General features: G+C 30.9%; 20 protein-coding genes. 10 read left to right on the forward strand and 10 right to left on the reverse strand.

Going from position 1 to position 24,863, the window contains the following annotated elements:
* Window positions 1-134: 134 nt before the first annotated feature.
* The 3 genes from dapD to ACZ5B9_RS02470 all read left to right on the forward strand — a co-directional run bounded on the left by dapD (window position 135) and on the right by ACZ5B9_RS02470 (window position 3,330).
* A complete protein-coding gene (gene dapD / locus ACZ5B9_RS02460) occupies window positions 135-833 on the forward strand; it encodes a 2,3,4,5-tetrahydropyridine-2,6-dicarboxylate N-acetyltransferase (RefSeq protein ID WP_464423216.1) in 699 nt (232 codons plus the stop codon).
* Window positions 834-987: 154 nt separating this feature from the next.
* Window positions 988-2,130, forward strand: a complete 1,143-nt coding sequence (locus ACZ5B9_RS02465; RefSeq protein ID WP_464423217.1) for a tetratricopeptide repeat protein — start codon at window positions 988-990, stop codon at window positions 2,128-2,130.
* Window positions 2,131-2,262: 132 nt separating this feature from the next.
* Window positions 2,263-3,330: a S66 peptidase family protein gene (locus tag ACZ5B9_RS02470; RefSeq protein ID WP_464423218.1), complete on the forward strand. Its 1,068-nt coding sequence runs from the start codon at window positions 2,263-2,265 to the stop codon at window positions 3,328-3,330.
* Between the two features lie 77 nt (window positions 3,331-3,407).
* Here the strand turns inward: ACZ5B9_RS02470 and ACZ5B9_RS02475 are convergent, their stop codons facing one another.
* Window positions 3,408-4,058 (reverse strand): RsiV family protein, encoded by a 651-nt coding sequence (locus ACZ5B9_RS02475; RefSeq protein ID WP_314292248.1) that lies wholly within the window; start codon window positions 4,056-4,058, stop codon window positions 3,408-3,410.
* Between the two features lie 247 nt (window positions 4,059-4,305).
* On the opposite strand from ACZ5B9_RS02475, the gene ACZ5B9_RS02480 reads away from it, so the two are divergent.
* Window positions 4,306-5,649 (forward strand): ISLre2 family transposase, encoded by a 1,344-nt coding sequence (locus ACZ5B9_RS02480; RefSeq protein WP_464422392.1) that lies wholly within the window; start codon window positions 4,306-4,308, stop codon window positions 5,647-5,649.
* 192 nt (window positions 5,650-5,841) lie between these two features.
* Here the strand turns inward: ACZ5B9_RS02480 and gpmA are convergent, their stop codons facing one another.
* The 7 genes from gpmA to ACZ5B9_RS02515 form a co-directional block, all read right to left on the reverse strand.
* Window positions 5,842-6,528 (reverse strand): 2,3-diphosphoglycerate-dependent phosphoglycerate mutase, encoded by a 687-nt coding sequence (gpmA, locus tag ACZ5B9_RS02485; protein WP_071123767.1) that lies wholly within the window; start codon window positions 6,526-6,528, stop codon window positions 5,842-5,844.
* Between the two features lie 63 nt (window positions 6,529-6,591).
* Window positions 6,592-6,879: a hypothetical protein gene (locus ACZ5B9_RS02490; protein ID WP_464423219.1), complete on the reverse strand. Its 288-nt coding sequence runs from the start codon at window positions 6,877-6,879 to the stop codon at window positions 6,592-6,594.
* 50 nt (window positions 6,880-6,929) lie between these two features.
* The gene (locus tag ACZ5B9_RS02495) at window positions 6,930-7,676 is read right to left on the reverse strand and encodes a hypothetical protein (RefSeq protein ID WP_314114367.1); all 747 of its coding nucleotides are present in this window, start codon (window positions 7,674-7,676) and stop codon (window positions 6,930-6,932) included.
* A 35-nt stretch (window positions 7,677-7,711) separates the two neighbouring features.
* The gene (locus ACZ5B9_RS02500) at window positions 7,712-9,892 is read right to left on the reverse strand and encodes a heavy metal translocating P-type ATPase (RefSeq protein ID WP_464423220.1); all 2,181 of its coding nucleotides are present in this window, start codon (window positions 9,890-9,892) and stop codon (window positions 7,712-7,714) included.
* 33 nt (window positions 9,893-9,925) lie between these two features.
* Complete coding sequence (locus ACZ5B9_RS02505; RefSeq protein WP_464423221.1) at window positions 9,926-10,297, reverse strand: HMA2 domain-containing protein; 372 nt, start codon at window positions 10,295-10,297, stop codon at window positions 9,926-9,928.
* The gene (locus ACZ5B9_RS02510; protein ID WP_464423222.1) at window positions 10,297-10,782 is read right to left on the reverse strand and encodes an HMA2 domain-containing protein; all 486 of its coding nucleotides are present in this window, start codon (window positions 10,780-10,782) and stop codon (window positions 10,297-10,299) included. The genes ACZ5B9_RS02505 and ACZ5B9_RS02510 overlap by 1 nt, the downstream gene beginning before the upstream one ends.
* Window positions 10,783-10,938: 156 nt before the next feature.
* Window positions 10,939-12,648 (reverse strand): DUF262 domain-containing protein, encoded by a 1,710-nt coding sequence (locus ACZ5B9_RS02515; protein WP_464423223.1) that lies wholly within the window; start codon window positions 12,646-12,648, stop codon window positions 10,939-10,941.
* Window positions 12,649-12,896: 248 nt separating this feature from the next.
* Between ACZ5B9_RS02515 and ACZ5B9_RS02520 the strand changes: the two genes are divergently transcribed.
* Window positions 12,897-15,341 (forward strand): autotransporter family protein, encoded by a 2,445-nt coding sequence (locus tag ACZ5B9_RS02520; RefSeq protein WP_464423224.1) that lies wholly within the window; start codon window positions 12,897-12,899, stop codon window positions 15,339-15,341.
* Between the two features lie 307 nt (window positions 15,342-15,648).
* Here the strand turns inward: ACZ5B9_RS02520 and ACZ5B9_RS02525 are convergent, their stop codons facing one another.
* Together ACZ5B9_RS02525 and cobS are read right to left on the reverse strand one after the other, a co-directional pair.
* Window positions 15,649-16,248: a histidine phosphatase family protein gene (locus tag ACZ5B9_RS02525; RefSeq protein ID WP_464423225.1), complete on the reverse strand. Its 600-nt coding sequence runs from the start codon at window positions 16,246-16,248 to the stop codon at window positions 15,649-15,651.
* 46 nt (window positions 16,249-16,294) lie between these two features.
* Window positions 16,295-17,062: an adenosylcobinamide-GDP ribazoletransferase gene (gene cobS, locus ACZ5B9_RS02530; protein WP_464423226.1), complete on the reverse strand. Its 768-nt coding sequence runs from the start codon at window positions 17,060-17,062 to the stop codon at window positions 16,295-16,297.
* 174 nt (window positions 17,063-17,236) lie between these two features.
* On the opposite strand from cobS, the gene ACZ5B9_RS02535 reads away from it, so the two are divergent.
* The 5 genes from ACZ5B9_RS02535 to adhE all read left to right on the forward strand — a co-directional run bounded on the left by ACZ5B9_RS02535 (window position 17,237) and on the right by adhE (window position 24,654).
* On the forward strand, window positions 17,237-17,707 hold the full coding sequence (locus ACZ5B9_RS02535; protein ID WP_464423227.1) for a precorrin-2 dehydrogenase/sirohydrochlorin ferrochelatase family protein: 471 nt from the start codon (window positions 17,237-17,239) through the stop codon (window positions 17,705-17,707).
* Window positions 17,708-17,754: 47 nt separating this feature from the next.
* Entirely contained in the window at window positions 17,755-18,723 is a 969-nt protein-coding gene (gene hemB, locus ACZ5B9_RS02540) for a porphobilinogen synthase (protein ID WP_464423228.1), read from the forward strand.
* A gap of 26 nt (window positions 18,724-18,749) precedes the next feature.
* Window positions 18,750-20,108 carry a Trk system potassium transporter TrkA gene (trkA, locus tag ACZ5B9_RS02545; protein ID WP_071123757.1) on the forward strand — a complete coding sequence of 453 codons (1,359 nt, stop codon included), beginning with the start codon at window positions 18,750-18,752 and terminating at the stop codon, window positions 20,106-20,108.
* Between the two features lie 9 nt (window positions 20,109-20,117).
* Window positions 20,118-21,563, forward strand: coding sequence for a TrkH family potassium uptake protein (locus ACZ5B9_RS02550; protein ID WP_464423229.1), 1,446 nt, complete (start codon window positions 20,118-20,120; stop codon window positions 21,561-21,563).
* A 463-nt stretch (window positions 21,564-22,026) separates the two neighbouring features.
* Window positions 22,027-24,654, forward strand: a complete 2,628-nt coding sequence (adhE, locus tag ACZ5B9_RS02555) for a bifunctional acetaldehyde-CoA/alcohol dehydrogenase (protein ID WP_314292236.1) — start codon at window positions 22,027-22,029, stop codon at window positions 24,652-24,654.
* Window positions 24,655-24,863: the final 209 nt, after the last annotated feature.

The raw sequence follows: 24,863 nt of genomic DNA on the forward strand, positions 1-24,863 counted from the left end.
ATTATAAAAAAATGATAAAATACGGGAAGTGTGTTAATTAGAAGTTATAATTTTAGTAAATATAAAAATGAATTAATAATTGTAACTACATAGATAAAGTTATTACAAAACTAAAATAAAAATGGAGGATTAAAATGACAGAATTGGAAAAATCAAAGGCGATTATTCAATATATTGCCGATGCCAAAAAAACAACACCTGTGGAACTTTATACAGATGAAGAAATAAAAAATTCTTATTCGTGTAAAGTAATTGGAAATGAAGGATTAAAAGTTGTATTTGGTGATTGGGAAGAAATTGAAAAAATTATTAATGAAAATAATTTGACAAACTATTATTTAAAAAATGATAGAAGGAATTCTGGTGTACCTATGCTTGATATTAAAAATATTAATGCTAGAATTGAACCAGGAGTATTTATACGTGATAAAGTGAATATCGGGGACAGAGCTGTTATTATGATGGGAGCTGTAATAAATATTGGTGCTGAAATCGGTGAAGGAACAATGATTGATATGAATGCTGTACTTGGTGGACGTGCGAAAGTTGGTAAAAATTGCCATATTGGAGCAGGAGCAGTAATTGCAGGAGTTATTGAGCCACCTTCAGCAGATCCAGTGGTTATTGAAGATGATGTTGTTGTTGGAGCAAATGCAGTTGTGCTGGAAGGTGTAAGAATAGGAAAAGGTTCAGTTGTTGCAGCTGGAGCGATTGTTACGGAAAATGTTCCTGAAGGTGTAGTTGTAGCTGGAACTCCAGCTAGAATTATAAAAGGGGTAGATGCAAAGACAGCATCAAAAACAGAATTAGTTGACGCATTGAGAAATATTTAGTATTTTTTTAGAAAAATAAAAATAAAAAAGGTTTTATTAAATATATTTATACTATTTTATAAGTGAAATCAAATTTGAAAATGGTAAAATAATTTATAAATAATAAATATCTATAGTTTTGAATATAGCTTATAAAAAATAATTAGGAGGAAAAATGAAAAAATTATTACTAATAGGAGCAATCTTAGTAACAGGAGCAATTTCATTTGCTGATGCAAAATCAGATTATGAAAATGCAGTAAAATTAGCAGGGCAAAAAAAAGTTGCTGAAGCCGTAAAAGTATTGGAAGGTGTGGCAAAAAGCAGTGACGCAGGATACGCACAAAAAGCAAACTTAGAATTGGGAGCATATTATTTGCAAGAAAATAATGTAACTAAAGCTAAACCTTATTTACAAGCCGCATGGGGAAATGGACAAAGTACAAGTGATGAGGCTGTGGAAGCTGCAAGATTATTATATTTAGTAGGAATTCAACAAAAAAATAAATCTGAAGCTGAAAAATATATTCTTTGGACAGATGAAAAAACAGGTGGAAAAAATGCAGACATTACATCAAGTCTAATTATTTTCTATTTTGACAACAATGAACAATCAAAAGGTACTGCAAGATACAATAAAGCTGTACAATCTGCAAATAAAGACTTTGTAGCAGAAGTAAATTACAATATTGGACAATATTACTTAACAAAAAATAATCTAGCTCAAGCTAAATCATATTTACAAAAAGCATACACTGGAGCAAGTGACCGTGTAAATGGAGCTGGAATTTTACTAGCTGAAATTGCTATAAATGAGAAAAAACCAGCAGAAGCTGAAAAATATTTATTAGATATGAACACAGCTGCAAAAGGTAAAAATGGACAAATTTTAGGAATGTTAGGAACTTATTACTTGCAACAAAATAATCCAACAAAAGCAGAAGAATATTTAGCAAAAACAGTGACTGCAGAACCTAAAAATGTAAGTGCAAAAATCTTATTATTAGGAATTTATGAAGTACAAAATAACACAGCAAAAATAACTTCTACTTATAACCAATTAAAATCATCAACACCAAAAGTTACTAACAAACAAATTGGAACTTATTTTGGAAGTGTAGGAGTAGCAGCGTTGTCTGAAAAATATTTACAAAAAGCAATAACTGAAGATAAAGATAACAGTGCAAAACTTATTTTAGGACAAGTTTATGCAGGACAAGGCAAAAAAGCTGAAGCAGTTAAAATTTTACAAGAAGCTGTAAACAATAAAGTAAATGGAGCAGCAGAAGTATTGAAACAAGTTCAAGCAATGAAATAAATAAAATAAAAATTGTAAACTACAAAATTATCTGATATAATTAGGCAAGGCATCTTAACTTTAAATGTTAGGATAAATTGCCTATTTTTTTGAAATTTTTGTAAAAAAGTTTTAAATTTATAAAAAAAGGAAGTGAGAACAATAAATAAAAAAATAATATTAATAGGCTTAATAATAAGTAGTTTAGCATTAAATGCGACAAGCTATAAAACAGTAAGAGAAGCTGTAAGAGCAAATACTCCTACAAAATCATCGAATACTCAAAATTCAAAAAATAACACAACAAATGAAGTTATTATTCCAAAAGGATTAAAACCAGGAGATACAATTGGATTAATTGCACCTGCAAACTATACTAGTGAAAATAGTAATGCAGAAATTGAATATTTGCAAAGCCGTGGTTTTAATGTGGTTTACGGACAGTCATTTTATTCGAGATGGTATGGATTCGGAGGGACTGACAGTGTTAGGGCAAAGGATATAAATGATATGTTTGCAAATCCTAATATTAATGCAATTTTTGCTGTGCGTGGAGGATATGGTGGAATAAGAATTGTAGATAAATTAAATTATGATGTAATCAAAAAAAATCCAAAAATTATTTCAGGATTTAGTGACAATACGACATTATTGCTAGCAATCAATGAAAAAACAGGACTTGTAACATTTCATGGACCTATGTCAGATAATTTAAAAAACATTCCATCAGTTACTGAAAATGCCTTTAACAAAGCATTTACAAGTAATGAATCGTATAATTTACTAGGGTTTGATGATACTTACACGATTATGAAAAGTGGACGTGGAACTGGTAAAATCACAGGAGGAAATTTATCTCTTGTAGTTGCAACGCTTGGAACAGATCATGAGATTAATACAGATGGAAAAATATTATTTTTAGAAGAAACAAATGAGGCTAGCTACCGAGTGGATAGAATGTTAAAACAATTAAAACTAGCTGGAAAATTTGATAAATTGCAAGGAATTATTATTGGAGATTTTAAAAATCCAAAACAGTCAGATCCAACGGATATGACAATTGATGAGGTTTTTTATGATAATTTTGGACAATTAAATATTCCGATTGTAAAAAACTTTAAATCTGGACATGTAAGGCCATTTATAACTGTTCCAATTGGAGCAAAAGCTACAATGGATACTTACAAACGTGAAATTATCATAGAAAAAGCAACAAAATAAAACAAATAAAAAATACACTATTAATAAAGTAAAATTTATTTTCTAGTGTATTTTTAATTACTCTTTTTTTATCTAAATTATTTTAAGATTCCAATTAAATCAGTTAATAAGAATGGAATAAATACTTCACCATCAGCAAAGTTTGTAGCTTCACCTTTATTATAGAATATTACTAAAGAATCATTTTGTAAATAGAAGTTTTGATTTTTAGCAATAGCATCAAAGCTATCTATTTGTGGTAATCCAAATTGTTTAAATCTGTTGTTAATAACTCCTTTTAATTCTTCATTAAATCCATTTGTGAATAAGTCTTTAAGTTGTAATGATCTTCCGTTTTTTAAGTTGTACGAAATGGCATTATAAACTTTTGTTTTTTGTCCTGTGTCAATGTCTGTTATATTAATTGTAAATAAAACACTCAAATATGAGCTATTGTCAGCTGTAATCTCATAAGTAGTATTATAGCTAATATGTTTTGTAGATTTATAAGCTGAAATAAACTTATGCATAATTGCATTCATATTTTTTATAACGTCAGAATTTCTCCCTAAAAATGATGGATAAGAAATTCTTGATTTTCCTATGACTTTTATTTTTTTGGTAGTTTTTACAACACTTGGAGATGTTGGTGAAAACCCTTGAAATGTAAAAGTTGTGTCAATCTTTTCTTTTGCAAATGACAGATTAAATAAAATCAATGTCATAAAAATTAATGTTAATTTTCTCATTTTTATAATCACCTCAAAAATTTTGTTTTTTGTTTTTAGCTAAAAAATTGGATTTAATTTCTAATCTCAATTTTGAAGTTATTTCAATATATTATATACTATATTTCATAAATAAGCAAACTTTTTTCATTATATGGCAGAGTAAAAAATATAGGGGCAAATAAATTTAATTAAATTTCAAATTAACAAAAAAGAGGAAACCAGTTACAATATAATCCCTAAATCCTATCGAAAGGTGGTTCCCTCTATGATTAGAATATCAAATTTTTCTTCACTTGTAAAGACTTTTTTTAAAAATATTTTTTCTTTCAGACTTCCGTTTGAGCAGCAGTTTAAGCTGTTTGTCTCGAAGGCCTTTGAAACGCTGTTTAGAGTTTATGTCAAAAGAGTTGATGATTACTTCTTTCATTCTAACGAAAGAAAAAATAAGTTTAAAAGCAAAGGATTTGTTAAAAGAACTGTTACCACTGCCTTCGGGGATGTAACTTTTGAACGTCGAAAATATGTAGACAAGAAAACAGGCATTCACTATTACATTGATGAGAAAATTGGACTTAAGCGGTATAGACGGCTTTCTGAGGAGATGATTTTTACTATACTTTTTGAATATCAGCATACTACAGCTTCATTTCTTGCAAAAACTTACGGTGTTTCAAGGGCTACCGTGTATAATCTTGTCAATTCTTTTCAAATGCCAAAACTTGATATTGAAAGATTTGAAAGAGACAACAATTCGCCAGTATATATGGAGATTGATGAAGACCATATGAAGTGTAGAAGAAGTAAAAATACATATATGAGGATGGTTGTAATACATCGTGGAATTGAGGAAATCTGCACAGACAGGAACAAACTCATTGACAAGCACACAATAATGTTTCCTACATCCGTATCGCTTGAGGAAGTGTCGGAGTATGTACTTAACTATCTTGAAAAAAGATACAATATGGACAAAAAGAAACTAATTGTGAACTCTGATGGAGGAATATGGATAGACAGCTTTGTAAGAGAACTTGGAATTTACAAGCCAATACACATCTATGACAAGTTCCATTTAGTAAAAGCCATAGCTGAAATTTCTAAAAGGGACAAGGAAATATCAAAAAATCTTTACAGGTGGTTTGAGAAAGATAACTTTGCAGAACTTGAGAATTTTTATGAAAATTTCAAGGAAAAGGAGAATGTAAGCCAGAGAAGAAAAGACCAGATGAAGATGCTGTTTAATCAGTATGAGAAGATAAGAAGAATATATACGGAGGAGGACTACATAGGCTCAAGGACGGAAGCCCTAGTATCCCACGAATGCTCAAGATTTCTATCAAGCAGGCCAAAAGCATTTTCAAGAAGAAAGATAAAAGCAAGAGCGTTATACCACACTTTCTTTGCAAACTATGGAAAAGATAGGGAAAAGGCGTATGAATTGTACTTTAGCGGCAAAAGAATGGGTTCACTAGAAAAGGTAATAGAGATGGAATGCTTGCCAGAAATTGTTAATGAAACAGGAAAAAGCACAAATATGCCATATTTGAGAGGAGGAGAATGTCCGATTAGGGAAGTTTTGAAAGAAATATCACAAAGTAAAATATTTTAAAAAAAGCAGTCAAAAAAGATTTGTTGTGGTATTTAATGACTGCCCCTATATTTTTTACTCTGCCTTCATTATATATTTTAGTTAGAAATTGTTTTTATTTTTTTTATTGTAATTAAAATTTTTTAAAAATATAAAATAAAAACGCAAGGACTTTAGTTTGCCCTTGCTTAAAAGATTTTATTTTTACTAAGATTAGAATGAATTTGGTGATGACAATACTTTTAAATCTTTATTTATTTCAAATACTAAAGGTTTTCCTGTTGTTAAATTCAGTTTTAAAATATCATCATCTGAAATATTTAGTAAATATTTTATTAAAGCACGCAAACTGTTTCCGTGAGCTGCTACAATAGCATTTTTTCCTTCCTGCAAACTTTTTGAGATATGTGAGTGCCAGTAAGGCAGAACTCTTTCGATGGTATCTTTAAGGCTTTCTCCAAGTGGCGCTTCAGAATCAGATAAATCTGCATATCTTCTATCTGATTTTGGATAATATTCGCTTGATTTGTCTATTGCAGGCGGGGCAACATCAAAGCTTCTTCTCCAGATAAGGACTTGCTCGTCTCCATATTTTTTAGCAGTTTCAGCTTTGTTTAATCCTTGTAATGCTCCGTAATGACGTTCATTCAATCTCCAAGATTTGTAAACTGGAATGTATAATTCATCCAGTTCTTCCAAAACGTAATTAAGAGTTTTAATAGCTCTTTTCAAATAAGATGTGTAAGCAATGTCAAAAACTAATCCCATTTCCTTTAAGGCTTTACCGCCAGCCTTTGCCTCTTCCACTCCTTTTGGACTCAAGTCAACATCCTTCCATCCAGTAAATTTATTTTCCAAATTCCATTGGCTTTCACCGTGTCGAATTAATACTAGTTTCATTGTTTTCCTCCTTTTGATAAAGTCGTTTTATATTTGAACTAATAAAAAAGCGACTTTATTTTACTATTTTGTTTCAGTTTCTACAACTACTTCTGCAGCAGTTGTGTTTGTAGATAGTTCTTTTTCAGCGATTAAATCTTCAAGATGTTCTTTTGTTGTCATCAATTCTTCAAGGTTCATATTGTCATAAGTCGCTTCTGAAGATGTTTTTATGTTTATTCCTTGTTTTCTTAAAAAACTGTCAACTTTATTTTGATTTTTTTTGTACAGGTAATAACCTACTGCTACAGCTCCTACTCCGATTGCTGCTCCTACTAAATGTTCCTTTTTAATGTTTCCAAATTTTATCATTTTTATACCTCCAAATTTTTATTTGTTATTATTTTATCATTTATTAATTTTTATTGCAAAGCAATGTATTTGTCATCTGGCTCATTGCCTGCCCTGTTATTGAAAAATATGTGATCTATCAAATCACTCAGATTTTCAATAGAATTATCATTTCTTACATCTACAACATAATGAGATTTTCCATTATCAGCTTTTAAACGATAAATTCTTACTTCCTTGTTGGAAAAGTTATTTAATACAAGATGCCGTCCAAAAGTTGTAAACCACATAAGTGCTATCGCTGTAACCGATCTGTTTGCCAGATACGATTTGAGCAAATATAATGCAGGCAATATTTCAATGTCAAAAAAACCTTTACGCTGTGTTTCCCTGTAAGCATGCTCGATAATTGCTGCGGTTGTCAGCCCTGCTGTAAAGTTATTTATGCCAATTTGTAATTTTTCGACTTTACTTTTGCCAAGCCCATACAGAAACGAAAGTAATATTGCGGCTCCAGAATAAACAGACAGTAAATCTATTGATTTTTCTTCAAAATCTTCAACAAGTTTTACTGAAGTCATGCCATGTTCAACTGATAAGGCAGTCGCAGTTCGGTAAATTACTTCATCTATTGAAATTTCTTCAGGCTCAAATGTAACGAGCAAAGTATTTATAGTCTGATTATACCGTAAAGCTGTATTTTTAGTTTCAACTTTTACTGTTTCAAAAAATTTTTTTGTATTGGCAATATCGTGTGAAATTTTGAATCTGACACGATTCGGTAATTTATGCAGTATTATTAAGGTTAGTTTTTTCATATCTTATTCAAACTCCTTCAAAAACACAAAAATTTTTATTTATTAACATCGTATTTTAATAGCCGCAATGAATTTCCAACTACTAAAATTGTGATAGAGTTATGCAAAATTGAACTGTATATTGCAGGCAGAAGTCCTGTTGCACCTAATACAAGGGCAAAACTGTTTATTCCAATTGCCATTGCAAAATTCTGTTTTATTATTTTTACAGTGTTTTTTGCTAAACCAATTACACCTGGTATTAGTAATGGGTCGTCTGAAGTTATTGTAACATCAGCAGCTTCCATCGCAATGTCGGTACGTGAACTTCCTAGAGCTATTCCTACATTTGCGTAGGAAAGGGCAGGAGCGTCGTTTATTCCGTCACCTATCATAATAACTTTTGAACCAATTGAACGGAATTTTAAAATATCTTTAGCCTTGTCCTCAGGCAACAGTTCAGACTCGTATCTATCCATTGACATTCTTGAAGCGATAGTTTCAGCCTGCTGTCTCAAATCTCCCGTTAAGAGTACAATATCATCTATTCCTTGATTTCTTAGCCGATTCATTGCCTTTTTTATATTTTCCCTAGGCGGATCCGAAACACCGATAACACCGATTAAATCATTATTTTTAGCCACATAAATTACAATTTCTCCACGGTTTTGCATTCCCTTCACTATATCACTTGCCACTTCTAGTGAAATATCATTCTCTTCCATGTATTTCAGGCTTCCTACACGGATAATATCCTTATTTACAAAAGTTTCTATCCCTCTTGCAACTTTAATAACGGATTCTTTATGTTTTGGAATTTTTAATCCTCTATTTTTAATTTCATTCAAAATTGCACTTGCTAAAGGATGTGATGAAGTTTCTTCAGCTGCTGCAGCCAGTGCAAGCATTCTGTTATCTTTCATATTTTTTCCAAAAGTCTTTAGCGTTTGAATTTTAGGCTTTCCTTCGGTAATTGTACCTGTTTTGTCAAATATTACTGTGTCAGATTTTGAAAGTTCTTCTAGATAGTTGCTTCCTTTAATCAAAATTCCATTTTTAGCTGCTGTATTAATTGAAGCTGAAAATGCTGTTGCTGTTGACAGCCTTATTCCGCATGAATAGTCAATTACAAGCATACTAAGAGCTTTTTGCAAGTTTTTCGTTGAAACATAGACAATTCCGGCGAGCAGAAAGTTAAGCGGGATTAACTGTGCAGAAAATGTATCGGCGTAAGATTGAATATCAGCCTTGTTAAAAGCGGCATCTTCCACTAATTTTATAATTCTGGAAGCTGTCCTGTCATCTCCAACCTTCTCAGCTTTTACAGTAATATTTCCACTTTTTAAAAGCGTTCCTGCAAAAACTTCTTCTCCAGCCTTTTTCGTAACAGGCATATATTCCCCAGTAATTGCCGATTGATCAATTATCGCCTCACCTTTTTCAATCGTTCCATCCACACTTATTTTTTCCCCAGTTTGAACAAGTATAAAATCTCCCTTGCTAATTTCTTCAATTGGAACTTTTTTGGCCGTATTTCCATCATCAGACTGCTTCCAGACATAGTTTTCTCCAACACTTAACATGTCTTTAATTACGCCACGTGTCTTTTTCATTGTATAAACAGTCAGAAGCTCTGCAAATTTTTCTAAAATCATAATTGTCAAAGCTGTTCGTTCACTTCCTAAAATAATGCTGCTGACAATAGCTGTAGAACTTAGAGTATCTGCGTTGGGACGCTTATTTTGAATAAGAGAATAAATTCCATTTTTTAAAACAGGCAGGGCTAAAGAAACTGTTGATAAAGTTTTGTAGTTAAATAGCCTCCTGATTCCTGTTAATTTTGTCTTTGGATTTGGCAGTAGCAGTAAAAGTACAGCAGCACCAATGTTTTTAAGAATTTCCTGTGGAGATTCTTCCTGCAGACGTCTTTCAATTACATATTTGTTTGATACTTGTTTTTTTTCATTTTTATATATATCTACCAGATATGTATTTAATGTATTTTGAAGTAAGGATATCAGGTTTTCACCAGTTAATGAGAAATTGTCAAAATAAACAAGAATAGTTCCTGTAATACTTGAAATTTCGACACTTTGGATATAATGAACCTGCATTAGCTGCTTTGTTATCTCTTCCTTATGAATTCCAAGATATTTTAAAGCTCTTGATTTTATTCTGATTCTTCCACGAATTTCGTGTAAAATCTTGCAGTCCAGCAAATAATCTTTATTTAACATAAAAATCCCTTTCTTTTTTCATTTTGGCAATAATTAAAGTTCTTTAATTATGTTATAAAAAGTATCCAAATTATCTTCTATTTCCTTTAAGGATTTATTTTCATATAATTCAGAATGATTAATCATAGTTTTCCATACTTTGTTCAGCCAGTCCAGTATTTGTTTTTCTGAAATTAATTTTACATCATAGTAAAGCAGAATTTTATTTGTCACATACGAATACTCAATACTTTTTATGCCTTTTTTTGATAAAATAAGTTCTGTAACCCGATAATCATATTTTTTTAATTCTTCTGGAATCTTTGACAAATTCGGGACAGAAAGCCTTAATCTGCCAGGAATACTGTGTACAACCTTTATCTGGTTAAACATCAGATATGTAGTCTTAAATAAATTTTCCAACATTATTTTCTTTTCCCTTCTGATAAAAAAATAAAAGCCCACCATAATAGAGTGGCACCTGTAGGCAATTTTGGAATTTGTCTTAATTTTTTAATTCCATAAAAAGCAAAAATTCCTGCAACTAATGTCTTTAAGTCCAGATAACCTCTACTTTTATTGTAAATAGCCATATCAATAGATTCAAATGCCTGTTTTAACAATTCTTTTACTTTTCCGGGTTTATTTTTTAAGGCTTCCTCTTCCAGATGGAGCAATTTTAGAACGATTAAATACAAAAACGAACTCTCAATGATTTTTTCATCAAAATAAATTAAGATGCTTCCAAGAATGGAATTAACGCTTACTGAATATATTCCCGATAATTGACGCATATTATTTAAAAATTCCTGTTCTAACGCCTCATTCTCTTTTAACGCATCTGTTTGAAGTCTCAACCGTCCATTCTGGTAATGTTTTACTTGAATAACGCCATAAAAATTTTGTAACATAGCCGACTCCTTAAATATTTTTATAAATTATTATACACCTTTTTATTTTAAATTACAAGAATATAATCAAATTAAATAAAATAAAACAGACTTTAAAATAATTTTATCAAAAAAATAAGGGCATTTTAACACCCTTATCCTAAAAAATTATTAAATTTAAAATTCATATTCCCCATTCCAAGTAATAAACAATTTAACAAGTTCTTCTGCTACTTTTTTGTTTCTCATATTAATGTCTTCAAAAGTCCAGTCAGTCTTGTCTGCTGGGATTAGTTCACGTACATATTTAATTTTAGATTTTTCATAACTTGCTTTTTTCTTGTCAAAAAAGTTTTCAGAAGCTTTAATTGATAATTTTTTCTCGAAAGGAATCTTGTTCCCTATGTAGTTTATATATTCTTTAACTTGCTTATTTTCAATGCTTTCTGAAAAACGGTTGCTCCATTTTTGTGGTAAAATATACTCAACTTCCCATTTTTCAGGCAGTAATTCATCCTGATTGTTATACACAACCATTTTCAAAATCATACGTACAAGATTTTTGTTTGGTGTTTTTACTTTTTCTTGAAGTACAGAAATTGGAATATTTTTGAATGCAATCTTTGGAGAAACATTGTCGATTATATCTACATTTAATTTTAAAATATCAGATTTTACAGCTGAAACGCTAGGTGTTACAAGGTAATTTGCAGTCAATTCTAAAAACAGTTTTCGTAAAAATTTCAAGAAATATGTTTCGAAGTTTTCTTTATCTCCGTGAGCTAGATAGTAGACAACAACAGGATATTTCCAAGATTCATTTGGATAAGCAGATAAAGTATCCAAAATCTTTATAATTTGTATATTTTCTGTCCAAGGTTTTTCATCAATTGATTCACGTCTGTTCATAACTACCCATAAATCCAAAATTTGATCCAAATGTTTCAATAAGTTTGATTTATAAAGCCGTGTAAATCCGCCTTTTGAATAAAAACGTCTAAGTCCAAGTGTAGTTGTTGCGACATCCTTTTCAGAAGCTCTTAAATAAAACATATAATAATAAAACAATTGTTTTACATTTTCTTTAGCATAAATTGCCCGTTCGCTTAAATTTTTCCATTGTTTAATAAACAATTTTTTATATTCTTTTTTGATTCGATTATACATTTTTGCCTTAAAAATATCTGCTTCAGAAAGAGGCAATCCTCTATCATTTAAAGTAGAAAATACGCTTAAAGCGTCATCTTGCGAATCTGTTTTTATTGGGAAAACAACAGCTCTGTTTAGCGTGTAATAAATAAATTCCAGCATTAATGTTGGACTGAGTTCACAAAGCTTTTCAAATAGTTTCTGAAATAAAATGTAGTTTTTGGAATAATTATCAGTTGCTTTAGGATCAGCAATCCCGCTTTCCAAAATATTTTGTAAAATTTTATTTCCTTCATTGTCAATAACTCTGGAAGTAATCAAAACACTAGTATAATCAACTTCTCCAGTAAGTTTTGCCTGCTTCCACAACGCTGGCTCAATTTGTCTTATAAAATTTTCCTGTTCTATAGTTTTGTTTTCATAAGAAGTTAATTTTGTATAAATTGCCCGTAAAAGTAAAAATAAGGAAGTTATTCTTTGCTGTCCGTCGATAATTTCCTGTTCACCATCTTCATTTTCATAGGAAACAATACTTCCCAAAAAATATGTACCTTCTATTTCATTAGCTCTCTTAGCTTCATTTTCCGTAAATTCTAATAAATCATAAAATAACGTTTTAGTTTCATTTTCAGTCCAAGAATATGGTCTTTGATATTCAGGTATTAAAAACGTCTGATCTTTACCACTTTCTAGTAACTGCTTTATGCTTTGCTTATTAACTTGTATTGTTGCAACCATAACGCCTCCTATTTCGTTCTTTTTATAAATTATACACTATTTTTAGATTATTTTTCAACTATAATTTTTCCCATAGTAACATATAAAATGAAGTTTAAAGTTTTAGAAAGTGATTTTATCCTTGTTTAGTTTAATTTTGATTTTTAATATATTATTAAAATAAAAATTGACAGAAAAAATAAAAAATGTTAAAATATTACGAATTTTATACATATAGTTAATATTTAAAAATTGAACAAGGAGAGAGCATGCTATTTAAAGAAACGGAAAGATTTTTAAAAAGAATTTTAAAGAAAAAATACAAATACACAAAAATGCTGCTAATAACATTTTTAATGACAGGCGGACTGGGAACGGCAATGCCAATAACTCCAAATGCAAATGGAGAATACATTGTAAATTCAGGTACAGGAGATGGAGAAATTTTAAATTTTTCTAATTCATACAATTCACATGGAGCATTTAGAATTAGTGAGGGTAAAAAATTTACTTTGAAAGGATATGGAGATATTGATGCGACAACGCAAGCGCCTTTGTTTACACCTAGAACTGCAATAACAGTCACAAATTCAAATACAGAATTTGAGGCAACAGCTACGGGTATAGGCGGAGATTCTGTTGAAATATCTATTCTTCCGTCAAAAGAAGCAATTTTGTATACAGTAACAGATCCAATTACTGGTGTAAGTTCTAGTGCTATAAATCAAAAAGTAACTTTAAAAGATGTGTTTATATGGGCACCAAGAAATTCGACAGAATCTACTGTGAAAGTTGAAGCAAAAAATGGAAAGAGCATAAAAAATGCAGAACTTAATTTAATTGGTAGTAATGGTTCTAAATCACAAATTCATTCAAATAATAGTGGTTGGGTAGTTGAAGTTGAAGCTGATGAAACAAATGGAGTTTATTCAGAATTAACAGTTAATGGAATAGATGATGGTACTGAAGGTGATGGAGGAACGCAAATATTAGGTTTAATGACAAAACATGGAAAATCTGTTTTAAATGTAAATTTAATAGGTGGAGCATATTGGGGATTAAGTAAAAATAATTCAATTTCTGAACAAAGAGCAACACTTAACTCATTAAATATAGGTAGTAATTCCTTTATATCATTTGATGAAAATAATGTTACAGAAAGTGATGGAGTAACTTCAATTTATTATATAAAATTAACATCCGATGGAATTAATAATGATGGAACTCTAAATAACAGCGGGCTTATTCAATTAAAAAATGATTCCAACAGAGATAGACTTACTATAGAAGGAAATTATCACGGAAATAACGGTACAATTGAAATGAATACTATTTGGAATGCTCCAGGAGATGAAAATGGAACAAATTCAGAATCAGATTTAGTTTACATTACGGGAAATGCTACAGGGACAACAAAGGTAGTACCAGTTTATATTGATGACACTCCAGAAGAAAATCAATTTGATAATTACATTCCAGGAAATGTACAACAATTATCACAACGTATAAACAGTGTACCAGTTGTAAAAGTAGCTGGAAATTCTACACCAACTACATTTACTGGAACAGCGAGAACAGCTGGAGCTGCGGAGGCTCAACTTGCGAGTAGACAAGTTAATGGTATTTGGGAATACTACTGGACTATTGCACCTCTTGGAAGTTCTGGAGCCACTGCTGGAGTGATTGGTGGAGCTGGTACTGGTAGTTCAGGTTCGAGTCGTCCAATCTATATTATGGCACAGCCAGTGTCGGCCTATGTGTTAATGCCAAAAGTAAATATGGAAATGGGTTATTCTTCTGTTGGAACTTTATATGAAAGAAGAGGAGAAAATAAAATATTAGATTTAGAAAAGATGTCAGCTGATAAAGGACAGTTATGGACAAGAATTTACGGTAGTGGCATGAGCGAAAAAGGTAAGGGAAGATTTGAATACGAAAGTAATCTTTATGGAGTGCAGCTAGGGCATGACTTTAAAATAAATAAGGATAGAAATGGGAATAACCATTTATTAGGTGGTTATATTTCATATAATAGGACAAGTGCAGATTTTTTTGACAGATACCGTGCTGAAAATGGAAGAATTTCTGATGATAGATATACAGGTAAAGGAAAAGCGGAAAGTATTTCATTAGGTATTACAAAAACAAAATATACAGAAAATGGCTCATATTATGATTTAGTGGGACAAATTTCATATTTACAAAATAAATATAAATCAAGAGATGACTTTAATGTAAAACAAAGAGGATACGGATTGTTATTTTCAGGAGAAGCTGGAAAATCATTTGGAATTGGAAAAGCTGGGACATGGGTAATTGAACCACAAGCACAGTTAATATATCAATATTTGAACACAAAGTCATTTAATGATGGATTGAGAAAAGTCAGTCAGGATAATAGAAATGGATTACGTGGAAGAACAGGAATCAAACTTTCTTATAATGGAAATTCAGATGAGGGGCGAACAAATACATATTATGTTGTAGCAAATATTTGGCATGATTTTACAAAATATGAAAATAAATATACAAACATAGGTTCTGACAAAGTAACCGAAAAACTTGGTACAACTTGGGGAGAAATAGGGTTAGGAGCACAAGCACCATTAGGACAAAAAAGCAATTTATACATCGACACAAGATACGAACAGTCGTTTGGTAATTCAAGACGTTCTGGATTTAGAGGAACAATAGGATTTAAACATACTTTTTAATAAAAAAATTTAGTTGATTTAAAATAACTTATGTGAAATGATTATTCCATAAAACTAACTAACATTTGGAGATAAAAAAAGAGAGTGGTGCAACACTCTCTTTTCCTTTTACAGAAATTTTTTAATTAAATATCTCAATACTTCCAGTAAAATTAGTAAAAGAATTTTGATAGTTTCTTTTACTCTCATCTTTATTCACCTTTTAACATTCGGAGTTAATATATTATAACATAAATTTAATTGATTAAAATTATTTTTTAATAAATTAAGATGAATATTAAAAATAAAAATATGAAAAATTAATATTTTATTTATTAATATAATTAAAATAAACAAATTCATCATTCATAACAGTCATCTTTGTAATGCTTCCGTTATCCAGCTTGAATTGCCAATAGCCGTCAAGATTATTGAATAAATAATAACTGATTAAGGATTGAATTACACCAGCATGAGCGACAACAAGTATTTTTTTATTTTTATATTCATTCTTTATTTTATTAATTTTTGCTACACTTCGTTTTTGCAAATCAGAAAGGCTTTCTCCACCTTCTGCCTTAAAATTTCTCCAGTTATTTTTCATTTCATTGACATAATGTGGAAACTGTTCTTCAATCTCTTTGTAAGTTTTTCCTTCAAGTATTCCAAAATTCATTTCTCTTAGGTTTTCAGAAAAATGCTGTTTTATATCTTTGTCAATTTCTAAAAGTTCTAGACTTTCTCGGCATCGTTTTAAGTCGCTTGAAAATATTATGTCAATTTTTTCCTTCATTTTTTCAAGTTTCTTTTTCGTATTTTTTAACTGGTTTATTCCTGTTTGATTCAAACTAGGGTTCAAATGCCCATAATATAAATGTTTTTTGTTACAGTCTGTTTCCCCGTGCCTTATAAATAAAATTTCTGTCATTTCGCTTTTCCTTTCTTTTTTACTATTCTTACTTATCCTATTTTATTTATCGTAAAATAATTCCTAAAAATAAAACTAAAATCGAAGTCAGCTCAAGAGAAGCTCCCATTGTATCACCAGTTATCCCTCCAATTTTTTTGCGTACATTCAGCATAAACAGAATTATAAATAAAAGTGCAACAAATACAGTAACAGTACCTTTCGAGCCAATTATAAAAAATACTAGGATATTGGTTAAAACAAGTGAAAAAATTACTTCAAAAATTCCATTTTCAGAAATTATGGCGTTGCTCATTCCAGATTTTCTGGCGTAATCTGTAAGTCCAGCGTTTGTAGAGGTTGACAACCTTGCAATTATTGGAAAAATTATTAAATATTTAGGATTTATTGCTATAATTTCAGAGATAAGGGCTATTTTTGTAATGAAATATAAAATTAAAACTACAGCTCCATTTGTTCCAATTCTTGAATCTTTCATAATTTCTAGCATTCTTTCTTTCTTAGCATAACTGAAAAGACCGTCAAAAGTATCGCCAAGCCCATCAATATGAATTATTCCAACAGTCATAATTTCCACAATTATTAAAATTACAGCGATTATTGTTTTGCTGTAAAGAATGTTTTTTAAATACGTTGCAATTAAAAAGTTTGTACAATATAAAATTAATCCAATAATTAATCCAACTAGAGGGAAAAATTTGATGGACTTTCCTAGCTTTTTTTCGCTATAATCTACTTTTATCGGAATAGGAATACGAGTCATAAATTGGATTAAAATAATAAATTGTTCAAAAAAATTTTTTATGTATTTCATAAGTTTTCTCCATTTTTGTTTTTAGATTTTTTATATTTTATCATTTTTGTTGAAAAAAATCACGTTATTTTGATACTTTATAATGAAAAAAATATTATTCTGTAAATACCTTGTTTTTATATTTATTATGTGGTATTCTATTGTCAGAAAATAAAAAGTGAAAGGAGTATTAAAATGTGGTTTCCATTGTTTATAAATTTGGAAAATAAGAAAGTTCTAGTAATTGGAGGAGGAAAAGTTGCCGCTAAGAAAATTGAGAAAATTTTAGAATATGGAGCGGATATTACAGTCGTGACTGAAAATGTTGTGGAAGAGAAATTGTTGAAGCTGGAAAATATTAAGATTGAAAATAATCAAAAAATTGAAAATGATAAAGCCAAGATTGAAAAGCTTGTAAAAGGATATTTTTTGGTAATCGCAGCTACAGACAATGAGGAATTAAATGAAAATATAGCAAATGTTTGTGATTCCAATGGAATGCTTATTAACAACGTATCTTCAAAAATCAAGATGAATGCAATGTTTGGAGGAATTGTGAAAAATAGTGAGTTTCAAATTGCAATTTCTACAAGCGGGAAAAACTGCAAGCGTTCACGTGCCATGAAAAGTGAGATTCAAAAAGTTCTTGATAAAATAGAAAAATAAATATTTTAAATTTTAGAAATAATAAAATGAAAAAAGGTGAAGCAAAAATGTTTAAAAGACATAGAAAGTTACGAAAAAATGAAGTAATAAGAAATCTTGTAAAAGATGTGTATGTTGCAAAGGAGGACTTGATTTATCCAATTTTTATTGAGGAAGGAGAAAATATCAAAAGTGAAATTCCTTCAATGCCAGGAATCTTTAGATATTCTATTGACAGGCTTTCGGAAGAACTCGATGAGCTGGTAAAATTGGGGATAAATTCGATTTTGCTATTTGGAATTCCTAAAAACAAGGATGCTTGCGCTACAGAAGCATATAATGAAAATGGAATTGTTCAGAATGCAGTCAGATTTATAAAGGAAAATCATGATAATTTTCTTGTAATCTGTGATATTTGCTGCTGTGAGTACACGAGTCACGGACATTGTGGAATACTTGATGAAAATGGCTACGTAAAAAATGATGAAACTTTGGAAGTTATCGGAAAAATAGCACTTTCGTATGCAAAAGCGGGAGCAGATATTATGGCTCCTTCAGATATGATGGACGGACGTGTGGAAAAAATTGCTGAAGTTCTGGCTAAAAATAATTTTGAAAATATTCCGATAATGGCATATTCAGTAAAGTATTCATCAGCATTTTATGGACCTTTTAGAGATGCTGCAGATTCAGCGCCTCAGTTTGGGGATAGAAAGTCTTATCAAATGAACTTTCAGTATTCAAAGGATTCAATAGATGAAGTCAGTGAAGACTTGCGACAGGGAGCAGACATTATAATCGTAAAGCCAGCAATGGCATATCTTGATATAATAAAAAAAGTAAATGATGCTTTTGAAGTGCCGATTGTGGCTTATAGTGTTTCTGGAGAGTATTCGATGGTAAAGGCGGCGGCTCAAAATGGCTGGATTGATGAAATGAAAATAGTGATGGAACAGATGTATGCGATGAAAAGAGCTGGAGCAAATGCCATTATTACATATTACGCAAAGGAAATTGCAAAATATTTGGAAAAATAAAAAATAAAAAAGAGAGAGTATAAAGTATGAAAATAGTTATAGCAGGAGCTGGTGTCGTTGGTGAATCACTTTGCAGCGAACTGTCAGAGGTGGGAAACGACGTAATCTTAATTGAAAAAGAGGAAAAAGTATTAAATAAACTTATGGAAAATTATGATATAACGGGAATGGTTGGAAATGGAGCTTCATACGAAACGTTGTTAGAAGCTGGTGCAGACAGTGCCGATATTTTTATTGCGGCGACAGAGTCCGATGAGTTAAATATAATTTCCTCAATTATTGCAAAAAAAATAGGAGCAAAATTTACGATAGCAAGGGTAAGAAATCCTGAGTACAGTTCAAATATGCAGTTTGTAAGAGAAAATTTGGGAATTTCACTTATGTTAAACCCTGAATTTGAATCAGCAAAAAATATTGCCAATAAACTGATGTTTCCAGTAGCATTAAGTGTGGAGAATTTTTTTGGACAGAAAGCAAATTTTATTTCAATAAGAGTCGAAAAACATAGCTTTTTGAACGGAACGCAGTTAAAATATCTGGAATTTGATTCACAAGACAAGATAATAATCTGTACTGTTAAGAGAGGTAACGAAATATTTATACCAAGTGGAGATTTTACAATTCTTGAAGGCGATATTATTTATATTGCTGGATCTATTGAGGCAGTACGTAAATTTTATGATAAAATTGAACAAAGCAATTTAAAAATAAAGTCAACAATAGTTATTGGAGGCGGGACAATTTCTCACTATTTGGTTAGAAAACTGCTGGAAAATAAAAATAAAGTTAAGGTTATTGAAAACGACAGAGAACGTGCTGAAAAATTGAGTGAAGCATATTCAAAAGCTATTGTAATACGGGGAGATGAAGCAGATCAGGAATTTTTGATTCAGGAAGGTATAAAAAATTATGATGCTGTTGTAATTATTACTGACAGCGATGAGGAAAATGCCGTTATTTCAATGTTTGTAAATTCTATAACAGATGCCAAATTGATTACAAAAATGAACAGGACTTTATTGCTTCCAATATTGGAAAGCAGCACAGGGACTTCAACAGTCGTACCTAAAAAAGTTATTTCTGATATGATAATAAGTGTTGTAAGATCAAGAACCGATATGCGAAGTTCTACAATGAGTTTATTATACAGACTTGAAAATAAAGTTGAACTTATTACTTTTGAAATTAATGAAAATAGTGCCGCTATTGATATTCCGTTAAAAGACTTGAAAATAAAAAAAGGAACATTGGTTGCAAGCATATTGAGAAATGGAAAAATGATTTTTCCAGGTGGAAATGATATGATAAAAAGTAATGACAGCGTGATGATAGTTTCGACAATTCCTTCAATAGAAGATTTTGACGATATACTTGAGCGAGTTTAAGGAGTAAAAATGAATAAAAAAATGATAGGTTACATAATCGGAAAAATACTTATACTTGAAGCTGGATTAATGGTTTTACCTCTAATTATAAGTTTTTTGTACAATGAAAGCACAAAATATAAAATTGCTTACGGCTCTGTAATACTTCTTCTTCTGGCAACTGGCTTTCTGCTTTCAGCAAAACTTCCTAAAGATCAGCGGATTCAAGGAAGAGAAGGCTATATAATTGTTTCACTTTCGTGGATTTTAATGTCTATGTTTGGAGCATTACCGTTTGTATTCACAAAAGAAATACCGTCGTTTATAGATGCCTTTTTTGAAATTGTGAGCGGTTTTACGACGACTGGTTCAAGTATAATAACTGATCTTAGTAAAATTAGCCATTCCAATTTATTTTGGCGAAGTTTTACTCACTTTGTCGGAGGAATGGGAGTGCTAGTTCTGGCACTTGCAATTTTTCCCAGTTCTGCCACTTCAGTTCACGTAATGAAGGCAGAAGTTCCAGGTCCGACATTTGGAAAGTTAGTGTCAAAATTATCAACAACAGCCAGAATGCTTTATAAAATTTATATTGTAATGACAATTGCTGTAATAATTTTATTAATGTTTGGTGGGCTGGACTTGTTTGAATCTTCGCTTCTTGCATTTGGTACGGCTGGAACAGGTGGTTTTGGGGTAAGAAATGGGAGTATCTTACCATATAACAACCCTTATGTTGAAATTGTTTTAGGAATTGGAATGCTAGTTTTTGGAGTAAACTTTAATATCTATTATTTTATTTTAATTGGAAAAGTAAAAGATGTATTTAAAAATGAAGAATTAAAATATTATTTGTTAATAGTTTTTGGAGCAATCGCATTAATAGTTTTTAATATATATCAAACATATGGCTCAATCTGGAAGTGCATAAGAGATGTATTCTTCTCTGTTTCCTCGGTTATTACAACGACAGGATATTCCACAGCCGACTTCGGAAAATGGCCGTTATTTTCACAAGTTATCTTGTTGATACTAATGTTTTTTGGTGCATGTGCAGGCTCTACCGCTGGGGGACTGAAAATATCGAGAGTAGTGTTAATGGTAAAAATCTACTTTGCAGAAATAGTCCAAATGATAAGCCCAAATCGTGTAGTTACAGTAAAATATGATGATAAGGCAGTAAATGTGAAAATGCAAAAAAGCATCGCAGTATATTTTCTAGTATATGCTCTTGTTTTTGGAGGAATTTTACTAATAATTTCCTGTTCAGTGGATGATTTTATGACAGCATTCAGTGCCGTTGCAGCCACATTCAACAATATCGGTCCAGGACTAGGAAAAGTAGGTCCAGCATTTAGCTTTGCTGAACTGAATAATTTTTCAAAAGTAATCCTAAGTTTTGGAATGTTGGCAGGAAGGCTGGAAATTTTCCCAATGTTAATATTATTTTCTCCAACAGCATGGAAATTAAAATAATTTATGATATAATGAAAATCATAATCAAAAAACAAAACAACGTTATTAATGTGTGTGGAAGTAGGATTTTTCCGATTCTGCTTCCTTTTTTGTTTTTTATTTTTTGCTTAACAAATATAAAAAAGAAAGTATAATTAAACATACCAAGTCCCCTATAAATCATTATTTGATTCTTGTAGGACTTTTAATTTATTTTGATAAACCTTGGTTACTATGAAAACTAACTCACTAACACTCACTTTAGAAAAAATTTATAAAATATATTTGTTATAAAGGTTTTGACGAAAGAAATACATAAATGTATTTAATCGTTTTTATTCACCAAAAATTACCTTACTTTGTTATACAAATATAAATTATAATGAGAAAGTGAAAAAAAACACTTGAGTTTTTTGATAAAATAGAGTATTATATAATTTATAAGGAATGTAACAAAATATATGCTTTATTTATAGGAGGAAAAATGGCAGTAGTTAAAGATTTGGAAAGTTTGAAGGCACTTATTCAAAGAGTTAGAAAAGCTCAGGAAGAATTTGCGACATTTGATCAGGAAAGAGTCGACAAGATTTTTAGAAAAGTGGCTCAAAAAATGAATGATGAAAGAATTACGCTGGCAAATTTGGCAGTGGCAGAAACTGGAATGGGAATTGTGGAAGATAAAGTTATAAAAAATCACTTTGCTTCTGAATATATTTACAATAAATACAAAGACGAAAAAACTTGTGGAGTGTTGGAAGACGACAGATCTTATGGAGTTAAAAAAATTGCAACTCCAATAGGAATTATCGCAGGTATTGTACCAACAACAAACCCGACTTCAACAGCAATGTTCAAAACATTAATATCATTAAAAACAAGAAATGCAATCATATTTTCACCACACCCAAGAGCAAAACAGGCAACAATTGAAACAGCTAAAATTGCATTGGAAACAGCAGTAAAATATGGAGCACCAAAGGATATAATTGGATGGATTGATGAACCAAGTGTGGAATTATCAAGAGAACTTATGGCAAGTGCTGACTTGATACTTGCGACAGGTGGACCAGGAATGGTTAAATCTGCATATTCATCAGGAACTCCTGCGATTGGAGTTGGAGCTGGAAATACACCAGTTGTAATTGACAAATCAGCAGATATAAAAATGACTGCAAACTATATTTTAATGTCTAAAACATTTGATAATGGGGTAATTTGTGCCACAGAGCAGTCTGTAATTATAGATAAAGAAATTTATGATAAAGTTAGAAGCGAGTTTTTAAACAGAGGAGCTTATATTCTTAATGAAGAAGAATTAAACAAAGTAAGAGAAATATTGTTTATAAATGGAAACTTGAACGCTGATGTAGTTGGAAAAAGTGCATACGTTATTGCAGGTATGGCAGGATTTGAAATTCCAAAAAGTTCAAAAGTTTTAATTGGAGAAGTAGAATCTACTGCAACAGAAGAACCTTTTGCACACGAAAAATTATCTCCAGTGCTTGCAATGTATAAAGCAGAAGATTTTGAAGATGGACTTAAAAAAGCTGATGAATTGGTAAGACTTGGAGGATTAGGACATACATCTTCATTATATATTAATTTAGCTGAAAAAGAAAAAATAGATAAATTTGGAAGATTGATGAAAACAGGACGTACACTAATCAATATGCCAGCATCACTTGGAGCAATCGGAGATGTATTTAACTTTAAATTAGAGCCATCATTAACACTTGGATGTGGTTCATGGGGAGGAAATTCTGTGTCAGAAAACGTAGGAGTAAAACATTTATTAAATGTAAAAACAATTGCAGAAAGAAGAGAAAATATGTTATGGTTCAAAGTTCCTGAAAAAATTTATTTCAAATACGGATCGCTTCCGACAGCTTTAGAAGAATTGAAAGGAAGTCACAAAAAAGCATTTATCGTAACGGATAAAGTATTGGCTGAATTAGGATATACAGAACATATTACAAAAGTACTTGATAGTATACATATCGATTATAGAATATTCTCAGAAGTAAAAGAGGATCCGACATTAAGTTCAGCTCAGGCTGGAGCAAAAGCAATGCTTGAATACAATCCTGATGTTGTTATTGCTCTTGGTGGAGGTTCTGCAATGGATGCTGCTAAAATTATGTGGGTATTGTACGAACATCCAGAACTTCGATTTAGAGATTTGGCAATGAGATTTATGGATATTAGAAAGAGAATCGTTGAATTTCCTGAAATGGGTAAAAAAGCGAAATTTATTGCAGTGGCAACATCAGCTGGAACTGGTTCGGAAGTAACGCCATTCTCAGTAATTACAGATGATGAAACTGGAATCAAATATCCTCTTGCAGACTATGCATTGACACCACACGTGGCAATTAATGACCCTGAACTTATGCTTACAATGCCAAAAGGGCTTACAGTAGCTTCTGGAATTGACGTATTTACACATGCTCTTGAGGCTTATGTTTCAGTTATGGCAACAGAATACACAAAACCTTATTCAAAAGAAGCAGCTAGGCTTGTATTCAAATACTTACCAGAATCAGTAGAATTAGGTTCAAAAGCAATTAAAGCAAAAGAAAAAATGGCAAATGCTTCATGTCTTGCAGGAATGGCTTTCGCAAATGCATTCTTAGGAATAAACCACTCACTTGCACACAAACTTGGAGGAAAATTCCACGTGCCACACGGTATCGCAAATGCTATGCTTCTTGAAGAAGTTATCCGTTTCAATGCAGCTGAGGCTCCAACAAAGATGGGATTATTCCCTCAATATAGATATCCTGATGCAATGCAAAGATACGCTGAAATGAACGATTATCTAGGATTTGGCGGAAATACTAAAGAAGAAAAAGTAGAAAATTTAATTAAAGGAATTAATGAATTAAATAGAAAAATAGGAATTCCAGCAAGTATTAAAGAATGGGGAGTGCCTGAAAAAGACTTCTTGGAAGCTGTAGACGAAATGTCACTAGATGCTTTCGATGACCAATGTACTCCAGCTAACCCAAGATATCCGCTAATGGAAGAATTAAGAGAAATTTACTTGAAGGCTTACTATGGAAAAGAATGGGAAAATGAAAAAGAAAGAGTAGCAAAAATTTTAGGATTCTAATTAAAACAATAATAGATTAAAAATAAAGGACTGTCTTATAAATTTGAGATAGTCTTTTTTTATAAAATTTATTTAATTCATGTAACAAACATTACACTTTTTCTTTGTTATTTTATGTTATAATTTTTTATACTGGACAATTTTACAAAACTTATTAAAAAGAGTCAGAAAATATTTTAATTTTCACATAAGACTCTTTTTAATATTTT

It is taken from the genome of Leptotrichia sp. SK-5, assembly GCF_055387215.1.